This window comes from Mycobacterium sp. PSTR-4-N, assembly GCF_022348085.1.
Taxonomy (GTDB): domain Bacteria; phylum Actinomycetota; class Actinomycetes; order Mycobacteriales; family Mycobacteriaceae; genus Mycobacterium.
Map to the genome: position 1 here is coordinate 232724 of NZ_JAKRFN010000007.1, position 15062 is coordinate 247785.

The 15062-nt window shown below is 69.8% G+C and carries 18 protein-coding genes; 15 read left to right on the forward strand and 3 right to left on the reverse strand.

Annotation, left to right across the window (positions count from 1 at the left end; genetic code table 11):
- The first annotated feature begins 197 nt into the window (after nt 1–197).
- The 5 genes from MHN84_RS13085 to MHN84_RS29675 are packed head-to-tail and all read left to right on the forward strand — an operon-like array spanning nt 198 to nt 2233.
- Nucleotides 198–428 (forward strand): redoxin NrdH, encoded by a 231-nt coding sequence (locus MHN84_RS13085; RefSeq protein WP_043416108.1) that lies wholly within the window; start codon nt 198–200, stop codon nt 426–428.
- Nucleotides 429–476: 48 nt separating this feature from the next.
- Entirely contained in the window at nt 477–758 is a 282-nt protein-coding gene (locus MHN84_RS13090) for a hypothetical protein (protein WP_241204983.1), read from the forward strand.
- A complete protein-coding gene (locus MHN84_RS13095; RefSeq protein ID WP_043416111.1) occupies nt 755–1381 on the forward strand; it encodes a hypothetical protein in 627 nt (208 codons plus the stop codon). The genes MHN84_RS13090 and MHN84_RS13095 overlap by 4 nt, the downstream gene beginning before the upstream one ends.
- Entirely contained in the window at nt 1378–1554 is a 177-nt protein-coding gene (locus tag MHN84_RS13100) for an amidohydrolase (RefSeq protein WP_110797945.1), read from the forward strand. The genes MHN84_RS13095 and MHN84_RS13100 overlap by 4 nt, the downstream gene beginning before the upstream one ends.
- 13 nt (nt 1555–1567) lie before the next feature.
- On the forward strand, nt 1568–2233 hold the full coding sequence (locus MHN84_RS29675; RefSeq protein WP_255730355.1) for a S1 family peptidase: 666 nt from the start codon (nt 1568–1570) through the stop codon (nt 2231–2233).
- Between the two features lie 9 nt (nt 2234–2242).
- On the opposite strand, the gene MHN84_RS13110 is transcribed toward MHN84_RS29675, so the two are convergent.
- Nucleotides 2243–2386, reverse strand: a complete 144-nt coding sequence (locus tag MHN84_RS13110; protein WP_241204984.1) for a hypothetical protein — start codon at nt 2384–2386, stop codon at nt 2243–2245.
- A gap of 350 nt (nt 2387–2736) precedes the next feature.
- On the opposite strand from MHN84_RS13110, the gene MHN84_RS13115 reads away from it, so the two are divergent.
- From MHN84_RS13115 to MHN84_RS13155, 9 genes are all read left to right on the forward strand, one after another.
- Nucleotides 2737–2997 (forward strand): hypothetical protein, encoded by a 261-nt coding sequence (locus tag MHN84_RS13115; RefSeq protein ID WP_241204985.1) that lies wholly within the window; start codon nt 2737–2739, stop codon nt 2995–2997.
- Between the two features lie 115 nt (nt 2998–3112).
- On the forward strand, nt 3113–3454 hold the full coding sequence (locus MHN84_RS13120; protein WP_241204986.1) for a hypothetical protein: 342 nt from the start codon (nt 3113–3115) through the stop codon (nt 3452–3454).
- Nucleotides 3455–3629: 175 nt separating this feature from the next.
- Nucleotides 3630–3902, forward strand: a complete 273-nt coding sequence (locus tag MHN84_RS13125; protein WP_241204987.1) for a hypothetical protein — start codon at nt 3630–3632, stop codon at nt 3900–3902.
- Between the two features lie 459 nt (nt 3903–4361).
- Nucleotides 4362–4925: a hypothetical protein gene (locus MHN84_RS13130; RefSeq protein WP_241204988.1), complete on the forward strand. Its 564-nt coding sequence runs from the start codon at nt 4362–4364 to the stop codon at nt 4923–4925.
- Nucleotides 4926–5003: 78 nt separating this feature from the next.
- On the forward strand, nt 5004–5264 hold the full coding sequence (locus tag MHN84_RS13135; RefSeq protein WP_241204989.1) for a hypothetical protein: 261 nt from the start codon (nt 5004–5006) through the stop codon (nt 5262–5264).
- Between the two features lie 362 nt (nt 5265–5626).
- Complete coding sequence (locus MHN84_RS13140; RefSeq protein WP_241204990.1) at nt 5627–5878, forward strand: hypothetical protein; 252 nt, start codon at nt 5627–5629, stop codon at nt 5876–5878.
- Nucleotides 5879–6264: 386 nt separating this feature from the next.
- Nucleotides 6265–7221: a DUF4192 domain-containing protein gene (locus MHN84_RS13145; protein WP_241204991.1), complete on the forward strand. Its 957-nt coding sequence runs from the start codon at nt 6265–6267 to the stop codon at nt 7219–7221.
- A 100-nt stretch (nt 7222–7321) separates the two neighbouring features.
- A complete protein-coding gene (locus tag MHN84_RS13150; protein WP_241204992.1) occupies nt 7322–7633 on the forward strand; it encodes a hypothetical protein in 312 nt (103 codons plus the stop codon).
- 566 nt (nt 7634–8199) lie between these two features.
- Complete coding sequence (locus MHN84_RS13155) at nt 8200–8493, forward strand: hypothetical protein (protein WP_241204993.1); 294 nt, start codon at nt 8200–8202, stop codon at nt 8491–8493.
- A 115-nt stretch (nt 8494–8608) separates the two neighbouring features.
- Here the strand turns inward: MHN84_RS13155 and MHN84_RS13160 are convergent, their stop codons facing one another.
- Both MHN84_RS13160 and MHN84_RS13165 read right to left on the reverse strand, forming a co-directional pair.
- The gene (locus MHN84_RS13160) at nt 8609–9103 is read right to left on the reverse strand and encodes a hypothetical protein (protein WP_043416122.1); all 495 of its coding nucleotides are present in this window, start codon (nt 9101–9103) and stop codon (nt 8609–8611) included.
- Nucleotides 9104–9154: 51 nt separating this feature from the next.
- Complete coding sequence (locus MHN84_RS13165) at nt 9155–9631, reverse strand: hypothetical protein (RefSeq protein ID WP_043416124.1); 477 nt, start codon at nt 9629–9631, stop codon at nt 9155–9157.
- Between the two features lie 287 nt (nt 9632–9918).
- On the opposite strand from MHN84_RS13165, the gene mobF reads away from it, so the two are divergent.
- Nucleotides 9919–15062 (forward strand): MobF family relaxase (mobF, locus tag MHN84_RS13170; RefSeq protein ID WP_241204994.1); only part of this gene is annotated, 5144 nt, incomplete at its 3' end.

Consider the following 15062-nt stretch of genomic DNA (forward strand, 5'->3'; position numbering starts at 1 on the left):
GAATAAAAGCGGCAAGCATGAGGCCAACGCCTCAGAAACAGGCGCCCTGGACTGGGCAAAGACCATGTATCACTCCAGTTCCGATAGCGCGCTTCGACACGCCAAAATTGATGCACTTTTCTTTCTAGGCGCATTGCTACAGCCCGAATAGGAATATAGAATAACGGTATAAGAAAACCCGCGATGAGGAGTCAATCATGAACACCATCACCGTTTACACGAAGCCAGCTTGCGTGCAGTGCAACGCCACATACAGGGCACTTGAAAAGCAGGGCATTTCCTATGACGTCGTCGACATCACCGAAGTGCCCGCGGCGCGCGACTACGTCATGGCCCTCGGTTATCTGCAGGCGCCGGTCGTCGTCGCCGGCGGCGAGCACTGGTCAGGTTTTCGGCCAGACCGGATCAAGGCGCTCGCCGCGGCCTGACTGGCCCCAAAGAACCAACCCGCCGACCACGCACCCAGGAGCGCCGCCATGTATGAGCTGACGATCGCCACCGACGCGATCTCGCGCACCACGCGACACGCCGATCCGGCCGGCGCGCACGACGCACTCCTGGCCCACGCGATCGGGGCCGACCTGTACCTGCACGCCCATCCTGGCCGCGCGGACACCCCCACGCCGAACCTGGCGAGTGTCATTCCTCTACTGCGCCTTGATCCCGCTCACCCGCAACCCCTACGGGTCGGAACCGCGACCATCGCCGTGGCCGCCACCGACACCCGCCCCCACCACACCGGAGCTGCCACGTCATGACCGCCGCCATTCGCCACAACCTGCGCGTCGTCCCCAGCACACCCGGCGCCGACGACACCTTCGTGCGCAACCGCGTCGAGGCCGACGCCGCGGTCGCCGACTACGTAGTCGCCCACCTGGCGCCCGAGCCTCAGTTCATCGGCGCCCTGCTCTACCTCCCGGTCGACGAGGCTCGTATCCTGCTCGAGCTGGTCCCCGACGACGCGATCGCCAAGCCCGTCGCCCGCTGGGCCTACGAGCTGATCCGGCGTCTAATCAACCAGGGCGAGAAGGCCGACCCGGTGACCGTCCTGGCAGCCGGCAAGCGAATCTCCGCCCGTCAAGCACTGTGCCCCGACGAGCCTCCCACCGAGAAGCGCTACAAGGATCTGGCTCTCTACCTCGTCGAGGCCTACACCCAGAACATCAGCTCGGCGCTCGCCACCAGCCTCGCGCGCCAGGTCCTCGACGACGCCTACCGCCGTGCGTTCTCCAACCTCGGACAGCGGATGCAGCAGCTCGGCGAAGCCGACGTCGACCGGCACGAACTGACCGCACAATTCGGGCTCATCCGTGAAGAACTCGCTGACCTCTGGCGGCGCGGTGAAACCGCGGCCAAGCTCGCCACCGGAGCCGACCGGTGATCCGGCCACGGCAGCGGCTGCACGCGGTGTCCGTCGTCGACTACCGCGGAGGCACCGCCTGCGCCGGAACGACCCGCTGCGCCGGCGATTCCGCGCTCATCGCCGCCGCGTGGATCGAGTCACTGCACAGCCGCGCACAACGTCATGCCGAACGCCACCTGCGGACCGCCTGAAAGTGCATCCAGGATGACCATCCGAACCGCCGCCGCCCTACTCGCCGCCGGCCTCTCCCAGCTCGCCGCCGCACCAACAGCCCAGGCCACGTCGTTGGCCACCATCAGCCCCGGTGAACGCATCGACTACACCGCCGATGACGGATCGGGATCGTTCTGCACCACCGGCTACGTCTACACCGGCACCAACGACCACTCCTACGCCATCACCGCCGGCCACTGCCACACCGAAGACGGCGGCCGCGTCATCACCCAAATCAGCCGCGCAACAGGCTATTTCGTCGCCACAGTCGTCGCCCCAGCGCGAACGGGTGGCCCCGACTACGGGCTCATCGACTTTGGTCCGCGCGTGGCCAGCAGAACAGCGACCGACACCGTGGCGTTCGCCGCCACCGCTTCCCCGCTCACGCCGAACATCGGCGACACCGTCTGCCGCCTCGGAGTCTCTAGCGGAACCCACTGCGGCGCCGTGGCCTACACCTACGGCGACGACCAGTTCATGACCACCGGTATGCCGGCCAGCGTCGCCGGCGACTCCGGCGGACCGGTCTGGATCACCGACGACGACGGAACAGCCCACATCGTCGGCATCTGGCTCGGCGAGAAAAGCAGCGCCGACAACAGCCGCCGCTACGGCCGCTTCGCGAGCCTGCGCGCCGCTCTGAACACCCTTACCTAGAGCCCCGCTCTAGAGCGGTGTCCCCGCCGGCTGCCACGCCAGATCCAGGTTGACACCCATCACCGGACGGCCACCCTCGACCAGCCACGTCAGACAACGCATCGACGGCTCACCACCCGCCGCCACCAGCGCCCTCGTCAAGGCAGACTCCACCTGCCCATTATGGCGCGAATGTTCCCCCCTGCGGGGCCGACCGCCCGGCCGCGCGCCCTGGCGGGCGCGGATGCCCGCCTGCGGCGGGCTCGTCCGCAGCCACTCACCTCTTGAGCCGTTAGCAGGGGGCGCAGCGTAATCGGCCGGGGGCCCGAGCCGTCAAGGGACGTCCGCTGCTGGTGCCGGCGGCGGAGGACATGTGCGGCCCTATCAGCTCGCTGACGCTCGCGGGCCGCACATCCGCCGGCACCATCACCGAACTCTTCGCCCTTGACGGCCCACCCTCAGCCGATTCCCCCGCACCCCAGCGCTAACCGGCGCACTCATCACGCCAGGAAACGGAGAACACCATGACCAACACCCTCGCCGCCGACGCCGCCGACGTCGCCGCACTCAGCACCGCCCACACCCTCGCGATGGCCCGATCCGACATCCACAGCGCCGTCAACGCCGACACCGACCACCGCCGACACCAGTACGCCCTCTCCGCCCGAGACCACGCCGTCACCGTGCTCCTCGAGCGCACCAGCGAGCCCAGCCAACGCGAGCACGCCGAGTACTACCTCGCCGACGCCGAAGCCATCATCGCCGCCACCACCCCCATCTCCTAGGCGCGGTCACAACACCCCGCTGGCTGGCCACCTCACCCCGAGGCGGTCAGCCAGCACCATCCCCTCCACCCAACAGCGACACCCGTAACCTCATTAACGCGAAAGGAACACCACCATGGTCGACAAGGACTACGCACTGGCCTGGCAATTCATCGACGACCGCGGAACCCCGCGCCAGCTCCGATTCCGCATGAACTTCGCACCCGCCGCTGACCCCCGAACCTTCGACGGCACAGGACAACTCGTCGCCACCGTCGCCGACGCCGACCGCGCCGACAACCACGACGAAATTCCCATCAGCCGCCCCAACGTCAACGAAACCGACGTCGACCTCGCGATCGACGGGTGGGAAGACTGGGCACTGCTCTACGAAGCGAACAACGGTCTGGACCGCTGGATCAGCCTGCCCGCCATTCAGGCCCGCATCAACGCCGCCGGCCTCGGACCGCACCAGTAGCGCACCACCCAAAGGGGGTCCGCCGAGCCCACCAGCCCGGCGGACCCCCTTTTTTGCCACAGCAACTGGACCGTGCAGCACCCGCTCGGCTTCCCCGCCCGGCCCGTCCCCACCAAACACGTGACCGGGCCCCCACCGCCGGCACGAGACAATGAGCCCCGAAAGGGGGAACCAGATGCGCAACACCGACTACCCCGCCCCATGTCGGATCGTGGACGAGGAGGGCGTCGACTATCGGCTGCGGTTCCAATCCCGGCGCGGCGGCAACCGGGCCCCCGGCCAACTTGTCGCCATCCCCATCGGCGCGGACCAGGCCCCGCCGATGACGCTCACCCGCGACGACGTGACGCTGGCCGACCTCGACGCCGAACTGAGCCGTTGGACGGAATGGCCCGTCAGAATCGCCAGCTCGTCGGGAGGGCACATGCCCGAGATCACCCTCAACTAGGCCCAACGCCGTTCCTAGGAGCCGGCCTGCAACATCCCCTGGCCGACACCTTATTCGCGCCGCCCAACAGGTAACGAATCGGCTGGGAATTCGCTACGTCGTGCAAGACGTGTCAAGGCTTCCGGTGTCCTCGGTACGCCTGCGCCTGCGCCTGCGGCGCGGTGCCGGCCTGGCGGCCAGGCTCTCCGTAGCCCCTCACCTAAATCCGTGTAGCGGGGCGCCAAGTATGAACGACCGGGACCCGTCACGCGCAACCCTGGGTCCGCGTCGAACTGCGCAGGCCGAGTGACCTTTTCGTCCCAATCTGAGCCCGCCGAAGCGCTTCGCGCCGGCGGGCAGGGGCCGAAAACCCTGCTCCGTTCACCACGGCCCTCTGTCGGGATTGCGCGCACCACCCCGCCGTTCCCCTGCACCCCAGCGCTAACCGGCGCACATCGGCAGACCCGAACGGAGAACACCATGACCAACACCACTAAGACCCGCACCGCCAACCCCGCCACCCTGGCAGCCAACGCCCCTGGGCTCGTCGCTCACACCTTCATCCGCCTGCGCGGACCCCAGACCGGCACCGTCGACGTCTACGACGCCCGCACCCCCCATGCCCGCGTCACCATGCGGCTGGGAACCGTTCTGATGACCTTCTGGTCAGCCTCAGCCGCCCAAGGCGTTCTCGAGGCCATCTCCGCGGCCCGCGCCACCCTCGTTCACCTCCCACCGACCAGCGCGACCGCCCCCGACCCCTATGGGCAGCCCGCCATCGCCGTCGAGTGGACCAACCGACCCCAGTACGCCGCGGTCCCGCAAAGCCGTGTCCTCGAGGACCGACGCCGCACCGTCAAGTGGACAGACGTCCACACCGGTCCGCTGACGTGGCAACTGCTCGACCACGTCGCCTTCAACACCCTCGTCGGCCTCCTGGGCGAGGTCCACCGCGTCGCGGTCGCCGTGTGCCTCGACGGTAACGACCACCGAGCCGACCCGACCTGCGACACCTACGTGCCGGTGTCGGCCACTGCCCGGTAATCCACAGGCGGCCGGAGTCATCCACAGTCGATGACTCCGGCCCGCCACGCAGCACGTCGGTCGGACACCATTGGCGAGGTGAAGATCTGGACACTGAACGCCACCGAGGGACACGCCCCACCCCGCACCCTCATCGGCGTCACCGCCGACCGCAGCCAAAGCGCCGCAGCGATCGTCAGCGCGCTCACCCAACTAGCGCGATCCAGCCCACACGCGCAGCGCTTTCACGCACTCATCGACGGGCAGCTCGTCGCGGTCATCGGCACCGAACCCGGCCACGACGGATTCTCCGAACTCCTCGACCAGCTGTTGGGCGACTCGCCAGTCCCCGACGCTTGAGCCGATCACGGCGTGCGCACCGGTGGTCACGCTCCTCGCCCCGGGAGTGCGCGCCTGCGGCGCGGTGCCTGCCTGGCGGCCAGGCTCTCCGTAGCCCCTCACCTAAATCCGTGTAGCGGGGCGCCAAGTATGAACGACCGGGACCCGTCACGCGCAACCCTGGGTCCGCGTCGAACTGCACAGGCCGAGTGACCTTTTCGTCCCAATCTGAGCCCGCCGAAGCGCTTCGCGCCGGCGGGCAGGGGCCGAAAACCCTGCTCCGTTCACCACGGCCCTCTGTCGGGATTGCGCGCACCACCCCGCCGTTCCCCTGCACCCCAGCGCTAACCGGCGCACATCGGCAGACCCGAACGGAGAACACCATGACCATCAACACCGCGATCATCACCGCCAACGCGATGACCAGCCTCGACCACCCCGTCGACTGCTTGGTCGACACCATGATCGAAGCCCAACGACTCCTCGGTCAGATCAACTGGAACACCATCACCTCGACCCGAGCCCGCGGCACCTACCGCAGCCCCGACGGAACGCCCGCATCCGTCACCGTCGTCGACACCCAACCCAGCCCCGACCTGCTGGCCGAAATCCAGACGTGGATGGCGCGGTCCTGACCCCAGCAAGCTCCCGGGCCCGGCCAGCACCTTACGCAGGTGACCGGCCGGGCCCCCTTTTTGCGTCGGAGAGGCGCGCCTACGGCGCGATGCCGACCTGACGGCCGGCTCGTCCGTAGCCCCTCACCATTACCCGTTTAGCGGGGTGCCAAGTGTGACCGACGGGGCCCCGTCACGGTCAACCCACGGTCACGCCGAACTACGCAGGCCGAGTGACCTTTTCAGCCCTACCCCTGCCCGCCGAAGCGCTTCGCGCCGGCGGGCGGGGGCTGAAAACCCTGCTCCGTCCGCCGCTCCCTCTTCGAGGTTGCCCGCGCCACCCCGCCGGTCGATTGCACCCCAGCGCTAACCGGCGCACTCATCACCCACTCGAACGGAGAAACACCATGACCCTCGACCTGCGCTCCAGCACCGACGTCCTGGCCGCCGTCCCGGCCCTGCTCGGATTCGCCCCCACCAACAGCATCGTCGGAATCGTCATCGACGACGACGGCGCCCAGCAGAGCATCCTCGTCGCCGCCCGCTACGACAGCGACGCGCCTCTGCACACCGCCATCAAGTTCGTAAACGCCCTGCCCTTGCGCGACGACGACGGAATCGCCCGCAGCGTCCTGCTCATCGCCATCGCCGACGCCGAGCACCAGGCCCTCGCCGGACACCACCTCGACGCCATCAGCCGCCAGCTGCACGCGCTCGGCAGCGCGGTCTTCAAGCGGCTCCACGCCGACCAGCTCGACGCCGGCCACTCCTGGACCGATGTCGACACCGGAGAGGCAGGTCGCACCGTCGACTACCGAACCTCAGACCTGGCCCTGCGGTTCGCCGTCGAGGAGGGCCGTTCCATCCTGGGCGCCCGCGCCGACATCGCCGCCGAGTTCACCCCCGGCGATCCGGCACCGGAGGCCGAGATCACCGCCGACGTCGTGACCCACACCATCCTGAGCCTGTACACAGCCCTCAACGACCCCGACGGACTCACCGCGCAGCTCGCCGCCAACGCCGGCCACCTGATCACCACCAGCGTCACGCACCGCGACGCACTGCTAGTCATCAGCGCCACCCGCCTCGACACAGGAGGCACCCTCTGGACCCGGATCGCGCGCCAACTGCGTGGCATCGCTCGCATCGAGGCACTCGCGCTAGCCGCTGCCTGCTTCTACGCCGGCAACGACTCCGTCCGCGCCGGCCTCGCCCTCGACGCCGCCCAAACCACCGCCGCCGACAACGGACTCGAGGACACCAACCTCGTGGCCTTGCTCGACACCGCGCTGCAGAGCGGACTCCCGCCCGCAGCAATCCGCCAGATGCTGGCCCGCCTCGGCGACACCCCGCCCACCAACTGACCCGACCAACCCCGTGAGTCCGGCCGGCCACCTCACCCGAGATGGCCGGCCGGACTTCATCTCGCCCCATGACCCGCCCGACCACCAGGAAGGAACCACCATGACCGACCGCCACGACCGCCGAGACGGACACGCCGCGCGCTACTCCTACGAACCCGACGGCACCCACTACGTCGAGCAGACCGTCCAGGTCTATCTGCGGCTCTCCGACGACCGCACCCGGTGGATCGTCGACGCCGCCAGCGTCGACGGCTGCGCCCTCGACAGCGCCATGAGCGACTTGAGCGCCAGCAATACCGAATGCGCCTGCGACAGTGCCGATTGCGACGACGTGCTCGCTGCCGCGAACACGCTGCCGCTACCCACCGGCGAAGAGCTCGCCCACCTACTGCTCGACGCCCTGCCCGACTAACACCACCGGGGCCTCGCCGACACCATCACGCTGTCGGCGAGGCCCCCCCTTTTGATCCGGATGCCCCAACGCTCCCCACGGCAACGACAAGGGCGACATCCCGCGCCCCGCACACCGCCGCCCTGGCGGGCGCGGGATGCCCGCCTGCGGCGGGCTCGTCCGCAGCCACTCACCTTGGAAGCCGTCAGCAGGGGGCGCAGCGTAATCGGCCGGGGGCCCGAGCCGTCAAGGGACGTCCGGTGCTGGTGCCGGCGGCGGAGGACATGTGCGGCCCTATCAGCTCGCTGACGCTCGCGGGCCGCACATCCGCCGGCACCATCACCGGACTCTTCGCCCTTGACGGCCCACCCTCAGCCGATTGCCCCGCACCCCGGCGCTGACCGGCGCACTCAACACGAGGAAACGGAGACACCATGACCGACAACCGCACTCAGCGCGAACTCGAACTCGCCGCCGATCTCGCCGCCGCCGCCGACACCGCCACCGACGCCCCGTTCTGACCCCGCCCGCCGGGCCCGCCACCACCGCGGGCCCGGCGCAACCCACCGCACCCGAAAGGATCTGACATGCACCACCTGCACAACCCCGACTGGGCCCGCGACGTCGACACCGCGCGCCTAGCGCTCGACGGCGCACTGGTCGACGCCATCAACGCCCTCACCCGCGCCCGCACCGCCCTGGCCACACTCACCAGTGACCACGCCTACGACGTCGACTTCGTCGGCACCGCCGACGGGACCGACACCGCCTCATTCCTCACCGACAGCCTGCGCAACTGTCGCGCCGCCTACCGCATCGCCCACGCACTGATCGAGGACGCACCCACCGACGACGAGCCCGACGACCACACTGACCACTGACCCCCCGCGGGCGAGGACCGAATCACCCCCCACCGGGGCCGGTCCTCGCCCCTTCTCATGCCGCGCCGGTGACACACCGCGCCACCGGCGCACCGACACACCGTTACCCATTTCCTCACCACAGGGTCGGATGTCCCACCGCCAGCGCATCGGCGACCGCGGCGGCATCCCATCCATTGCGCACCGCAGCGCGCAGCGCGACCGAACGGTCCCGACGCGCCAACACCCCGGCGTTGCGCTGCCGGACGGCGACTCGGCCACCGCCTCGACCGGACCGGCCCATCTGTTCCATGTTGTCGCGCTGGCTGCCGGCGAACACGTGCCGACGGCCCGTCTCGCCGGGCACACTCACCCGCGCGCACAACGGCACGTCGCACCCGTGGAGCGCACGCTCCCACGGCGGCAACACATCGCCGTGTAATGCCACGGCCAGCGCATACCGGTTGGCCCGCACCATGACCCGCCGGCCGTCACGCCGAATCCACAAACGCCCGTACCCGTCGCCACCGATGGCGCCGGTGAACAACCAGCAGTCCTGAGCGTCCGGGCCGCGCACGACAGCGGCCTCAAAGCGCGCAATCTCGGCGGCATCGCGCACGGGGTCCACCACCAGCTGTAGTGGTTCCGACCGCCGCCGACCTGTTCTCACCGTGCCGACACGTTAACCGGTGGCCGACAAGGAGCCGTCCGGCGCGCCCAACGCGGCCCCTCCACCGCTGCTGGCCGCGATGGACTCGTCGGCCGCCGCCTCATGCGCTTGCGCTGCACCGGACGCCCGGTCCGCGCTGTCGGCAAGCGTCGCCTCGGCGTAGCGGATCAGCTCGCGCACCGCCTTCTCTCCGATCCCCGTCAGGGCGGCGATGTCGCGGATCGTCTCGCCCCGATCGCGCAGCGCAGCAAGCGCCATTCCCGCGGCACGGCGGTGATCGGCGCGCTTGCCCTCGGCCTGGGCGCGCACGCCGGCGATCTTGGTCTCGACCCACTCGTCGACCCCGGCGAGGCGTTCCTGGCTGGAGAAGAACACCGCCAGGTCGTCGCCATTGCGCCGGGCTCGTTCCAGAACGTCGCGCTGGGCGGCCTTCACCGCCTCGCGGGCAGCCCGCACAGCCGACTTCGATTTCGACACCTTGTTCGTCATGGCGCTCAACCTAAAACCGCCACCACCGCTACAGCACCGCCCCAAACCAGCCACTTTCAACCCATCACGCACCGCCAAACCCTCACGCCACCAACAGCTCCGCCTCCATTCACCCCCTGCCGCGCCCCCCATCGCCGGCCTCACCACACCCCTCCACTCCCCCTTTTTCAGCCCATCACACCTAGTGCATTCAGGTCACGAAACGGTAACGGCGCTGTTGTCGTGGGCTTGGGGCGGTGCTCAAGAGCCGAGCCGTTCGTAGCGTCCGGGGTGGTGATCGAGCGGTGATGGGCCTCCACAAACTGACCGCCGGAGACGGGTACACCTACCTGCTCCGGCAGGTCGCTGTCGCCGATGGCACCGACCTCGGTCGCGCCAGCCTCACCGACTACTACTCCTCCAAGGGCGAAACCCCCGGACAGTGGATCGGCAGCGGCCTGGCCGCCCTGGGGCGACCGGTCAGCCGCGACCCCGACAACCCACTCGTCGTCGACCTCTGGGGAGTCCCCAACGGCTCCGAAGTCACCGAAGACCAGATGAAGGCCCTCTTCGGTGAAGGGCTCCATCCCAACGCCACCCGCATCACCGAACACCTCACCGGCATCGGCCTGTGGGTCGACGGCGCGCACGCCGCCGCCAAGCTCGGCCGCCCATTCCGACTGGGCGCCAACGAAAACGAATTCACCCGCCGCCTACGCGGCGCCTACGGCCAGCACAACGACACCCTGGGCCGCGCCACCAACGCCCCCCTCGACGCCGGTGTACGCGCCGAGATCCGCACCACCGTCGCCGCGCAGATGTTCGCCGAGCACTACGGCCGCGCCCACCTCGACGACCGGGAGCTCACCGGATTCACCGCCCGACTGTCCCGCATCGACACCACCGCCGTCGCCGGCTACGACCTGACCTTCACCCCCGTGAAGTCGGTGTCTGCGCTATGGGCGCTGGCCCCGCTGGAGGTCGCCAAGGCCATCGAGGAGTGCCACCACAAAGCCGTCGCCGACACCCTGGCGTACCTCGAAAACCAGGCCTGCTTTACCCGCATGGGCACCAACGGCGTCGCCCAGGTCGACGCCGGCGGATTCATCGCCGCAGCGTTCGATCACCGCGACTCCCGCGCCGGCGACCCGAACCTGCACACCCACGTCGCGGTGAGCAACAAGGTGCAGGCCATCGGCGCCGACGGCATCCCCCGCTGGCTCGCCCTGGACGGTCAACCGCTCTACAAGGCCAAGGTGTCGGCATCGGAGTTGTACAACACCCTGTGCGAGGCCAACCTGATCGCCGAACTGGGCGTCAACTTCGCCAACGACACCCCCGAGCCGGGGAAGCGACCCGTCCGCGAAATCGTCGGAATGTCACCGGAACTGATCACCGTGTGGTCCTCACGGCGGGCCGCCATCGAGCACCGCGTCGGAGCGCTCGCCAAGGACTTCCAGCAGCAGCACGGCCGCGAACCCAGTGCGGTGGAAATGCTGGCGCTGTCCCAGCAGGCGACCCTGGAAACGCGTGCGGCCAAGCACGAACCACGGTCGTTGGCAGAGCAGCGCCACCAGTGGCGGACCGAAGCCGTCGAGGCCTTGGGGGGTCACCGCCACGTGGACGCAATGGTCGCCGCAGTGACCTCCGGGCGGGCCCCGCGCGAACGCGTCATCATCACCGACGACTGGGTCGCCGAGCAGGCCGCCAACGTGATCACCACGGTCTCCGCGGCGCGGTCGACGTGGCAGATCAGCCACGTCCGCGCCGAGGTGTCACGGGTACTGCGCTACACCGGCTGCCACGACACGCCAGCGCTGTCGGAACGCCTCGTCACAGCCGCGCTCGACGAACGCAGCATCGCGTTGACGAGCACCGCCGACACCGAGATGAACGAGCCCAACGTGCTGCGCCGACGCGACGGCGCCAGCGTCTACACCCGCCACGACACCACCGTCTACACCAGCGCCGACATCCTCGCCGCAGAGCGCCGAATTCTCGACGCCGCAGGGCTTTCCGGCGGGTACGTCGTCGACGACGCCAGCATTGGCTTGGCCCTGCTGCAAGCCCATGCCCAGCACGGCGTGGCACTCAACGACGGTCAACAAACCCTGCTGCGTGAGATGGCCACCTCCGGTGCCCGCGTGCAGCTCGCGCTCGCTCCCGCCGGCACTGGCAAGACCACCGCCATGGGTACGCTCGCCGCCGCGTGGGTCAACAGCGGAGGCAACGTCGTCGGCCTGGCCCCGACCGCCGCAGCCGCCGAAGTCTTGGCCGCCGACCTGGGCGCACCGACCGACACCATCGACAAATTGGTGCAGCTCTCCGGGCGCCACGGAGGCCGTCCCGCGGCCGACGATCCCGCGCGAGCGTGGTTCGACCGCATTGGTCCCGGCACGCTGATCGTGGTCGACGAGGCCGGGATGGCGTCGACCGCAGGCCTGGACGCGGTGATCTCGCACGCCCTGGCCCGCGGTGCCAGTGTCCGCTTGATCGGTGACGACAAGCAGCTCGCCTCGGTCTCCGCGGGCGGTGTACTGCGCGACATCGTGGCCATCTACCGGGCCCTGACCCTCTCCGACGTCGTGCGGTTCACCGACCCCGTGATCGGGGCCGCCGAAGGCGCTGCCAGCCTCGCGCTGCGTGACGGCGACCCCACCGCCATCGCCTTCTACCTCGACCACGGCCGCGTGCACGTCGGGGCCGAACACGTCGCCGCCGACATGGCCTACCAGTCATGGTCGGCCGCCGTCGCCGCCGACCGCGATGCCCTACTGATCGCCCCCACCAACGAACTGGTCGCCGAACTCAACGAACGCGCCCGCCTGGACCGGTTGCGCCGTCACCCGCACCCCAACAACACCCGCACCGTCACCCTGTCCGACGGCTTGACCGCCAGCGTCGGAGACTGGATTCTCACCCGCAGCAACGCCCGCTGGCTACACATCCCCGGCGGCGGCTGGGTGAAGAACGGACACCGCTGGGTCATCACCGACATCGACGCCACGGGCACCGTCTCGGTGTCGCGGCTCACCGGGTCCGACACCCAATCCGTCGTCCGGCTGCCCGCCCGCTACGTCGCCACCAACACCACCCTGGGCTACGCACGCACCATCAACGGCGCCCAAGGATCGACCGCACGCCACGAATGCCACGTCGTCGGTTCGGACACCCTGACCCGTGAGCAGCTCTACGTCGCACTCACCCGCGGCAAGGCCGAGAACCACATCTACTTCTCCACCAGCGAAGCCGACCCGCACGCCATCCTCACCCCCAAGGCGACGCACCCCCCGACGGCCGTGGACATCCTCTCGGCCATCCTGCGCCGCGACGGCGCGCAGGTCTCCGCCCACAGTGCTCAGCGCGCCGATGCCGACCCGTTCACCCGTTTGGCCCGGGCGACCGACATGTACACCGACGCTCTGTCCAGTGCCGCCGAGCAGCTCGCCGGCACCGACACCATGGCCGGCATCGACGCCGCCGCCACCGCGCTGCGCGCCGACCTCACCGCCGCCGAAGCGTGGCCCGTCCTGCGCCGCAATCTCGCCCTGCTGGCGCTGGACGGACACGACCCGCAACAAGCCCTCGCGCACGCCGCCCGCCGCGGACTCGACAACACCGGCGACCCCGCCGCAGTGCTCGACTGGCGCCTGCCCACCCCCGACGACAGCGCCCTGGACATCGTCGGACCGCTGCGCTGGCTGCCCTCCATTCCTGCCGCACTGCAAGATGATTCAGCGTGGTCGCGATACCTGTCCGCGCGCTCGACCCTCGTCGAAGACATCGCCGACCAGATCCGCGAACAAGCCCGCGCCTGGACCCCGGCGACCGCCCCGGTATGGGCGCGCCCACTGGTCGGTCAGCGCCCCGGACTGCTCGCCGAGATCGCGGTGTTCCGCGCCGCCCACGACGTCGACCCCGCCGACACCCGCATCACCGGGCCCACCCAGCACGCCAACCGCTCCGCGTCGTTCCAAGCGATGCTGCACCAGCGCCTCGACACCGCCCTGGTCACCGGCGGTGCCGGGGCCAAGCGGTGGCGAACGCTGGCCGAGCGGATCGACCCGACCCTGCCCGCCGACCCGTTCTGGCCCCGATTGGCTACCCACCTCGATCAGGCCGCGCGCGCCGGGGTCGACGTCACCGCCCTGGTCGACGACGCCATGACCCGCCACGGGGTGCTGCCCGACGAGCTGCCCGCCGCCGCCCTGTGGTGGCGGCTGGCCGGCACACTGTCCCCGGCCACCCTCGACGCCTCCAACACCCGCCTGCGGCCGCCATGGACCGCTGAGCTGCACCGCGTCCTGGGCAGCTCGGCCGCCGAGACCATCACCGCCGACCCCGCCTGGCCGGCGCTGGTCGCCGCCGTCAACGCCTCGGACTGGCCGCCGGCCGACCTGCTGTCCGCAGCCGCGGAATACCTCCTCGACGCCCTCGACGACGACGCGATTCGCCTCGACGAATACGCCCGCGTGCTCACCTACCGCGTCGAGTTGCTCACCCAATACGACGGCGAAGCCCACGCCGACATCCCTCACCCCGCCGACAGCCTGGGTGACCCCCTCACCACCGCGCCGCACCACCCCGTCGGCCTCGGCGACCACGACGAGCCCGGCCACGACGACTGGTTCGACTACCACTCCGAGAACGACGACAGCCTCGGTGACCTCGACTTCTACTCGCTGCTCACCGAGCGCCCCGCGCTGACCCCCGACCTCGACATCGACGTCGCCGAGCTGCGAGACCGCCGCGCCGCGGCGAAAGCCCGCGCCCGCACCTTGGCCGAAGCGGTGCTGTCCTACCAGGGCGGACCCGCCGAGCAGGCCGCCGCCGCCGAGCTCATCGCCCTGCACCGCCGCCACGTCGAGCAACGCCCGCTGCAACACGACCTGGCTCACGCCCACGCCGACTGGATCACCGCCGCGGCCGCCGCAGAGGCGCAGCGCCACCGCATGAGCGAGCTCGAAAAGCTCATCACCCGCGCCGACGGAGACGGTCACCACGACCTCGCCCAGGCCTACCGGGAACGCCGCGGCGATCTTGCCGTCGACGCCGCCGACCTCGACGCAGGCGCGCGCCGGGCCGGCGCCGAGCGTGACGCCGCAGCCGAACGGCTTCACGCCCTCGCAGGGGGGCCGCAGGGCGTCGTGACCGCCGAGGACATCGAAGCCCGCCGCACCATCGCCGTGCACGCCGACCTCGCCGCCCTCGCCGCCGCTCGCGCCGACGCCGCCGAACTGGACAACCAGCTCTACCGCGCCGAAGCCCGCACCGCACGGACCTTCGCCGAGCACCCCGAACGCGACCGAGAACTGACCCGGGCCGCAGCGATGATCACCGAGCGGGATCTGATGGTGTTGCGTGCTGAGGTGGATTTCGTGGAGGCAGCGGGGTCTCGGTCACCGGCCACGGTGTACCCACCCCCAGCCCACGGGTGGGAGGACCTCGACGA

Excerpts from the sequence above, each read along its gene's own strand:
- MHN84_RS13095 (WP_043416111.1), top strand. The coding sequence starts at position 755 with ATGACCGCCGCCATTCGCCACAACCTGCGCGTCGTCCCCAGCACACCC.
- MHN84_RS13145 (WP_241204991.1), top strand. The coding sequence starts at position 6,265 with ATGACCCTCGACCTGCGCTCCAGCACCGACGTCCTGGCCGCCGTCCCG.
- MHN84_RS29675 (WP_255730355.1), top strand. The coding sequence starts at position 1,568 with ATGACCATCCGAACCGCCGCCGCCCTACTCGCCGCCGGCCTCTCCCAG.
- MHN84_RS13125 (WP_241204987.1), top strand. The coding sequence starts at position 3,630 with ATGCGCAACACCGACTACCCCGCCCCATGTCGGATCGTGGACGAGGAG.
- MHN84_RS13165 (WP_043416124.1), bottom strand. The coding sequence starts at position 9,631 with ATGACGAACAAGGTGTCGAAATCGAAGTCGGCTGTGCGGGCTGCCCGC.
- MHN84_RS13090 (WP_241204983.1), top strand. The coding sequence starts at position 477 with ATGTATGAGCTGACGATCGCCACCGACGCGATCTCGCGCACCACGCGA.
- MHN84_RS13120 (WP_241204986.1), top strand. The coding sequence starts at position 3,113 with ATGGTCGACAAGGACTACGCACTGGCCTGGCAATTCATCGACGACCGC.
- MHN84_RS13115 (WP_241204985.1), top strand. The coding sequence starts at position 2,737 with ATGACCAACACCCTCGCCGCCGACGCCGCCGACGTCGCCGCACTCAGC.
- MHN84_RS13085 (WP_043416108.1), top strand. The coding sequence starts at position 198 with ATGAACACCATCACCGTTTACACGAAGCCAGCTTGCGTGCAGTGCAAC.
- MHN84_RS13140 (WP_241204990.1), top strand. The coding sequence starts at position 5,627 with ATGACCATCAACACCGCGATCATCACCGCCAACGCGATGACCAGCCTC.
- MHN84_RS13155 (WP_241204993.1), top strand. The coding sequence starts at position 8,200 with ATGCACCACCTGCACAACCCCGACTGGGCCCGCGACGTCGACACCGCG.
- MHN84_RS13150 (WP_241204992.1), top strand. The coding sequence starts at position 7,322 with ATGACCGACCGCCACGACCGCCGAGACGGACACGCCGCGCGCTACTCC.
- MHN84_RS13130 (WP_241204988.1), top strand. The coding sequence starts at position 4,362 with ATGACCAACACCACTAAGACCCGCACCGCCAACCCCGCCACCCTGGCA.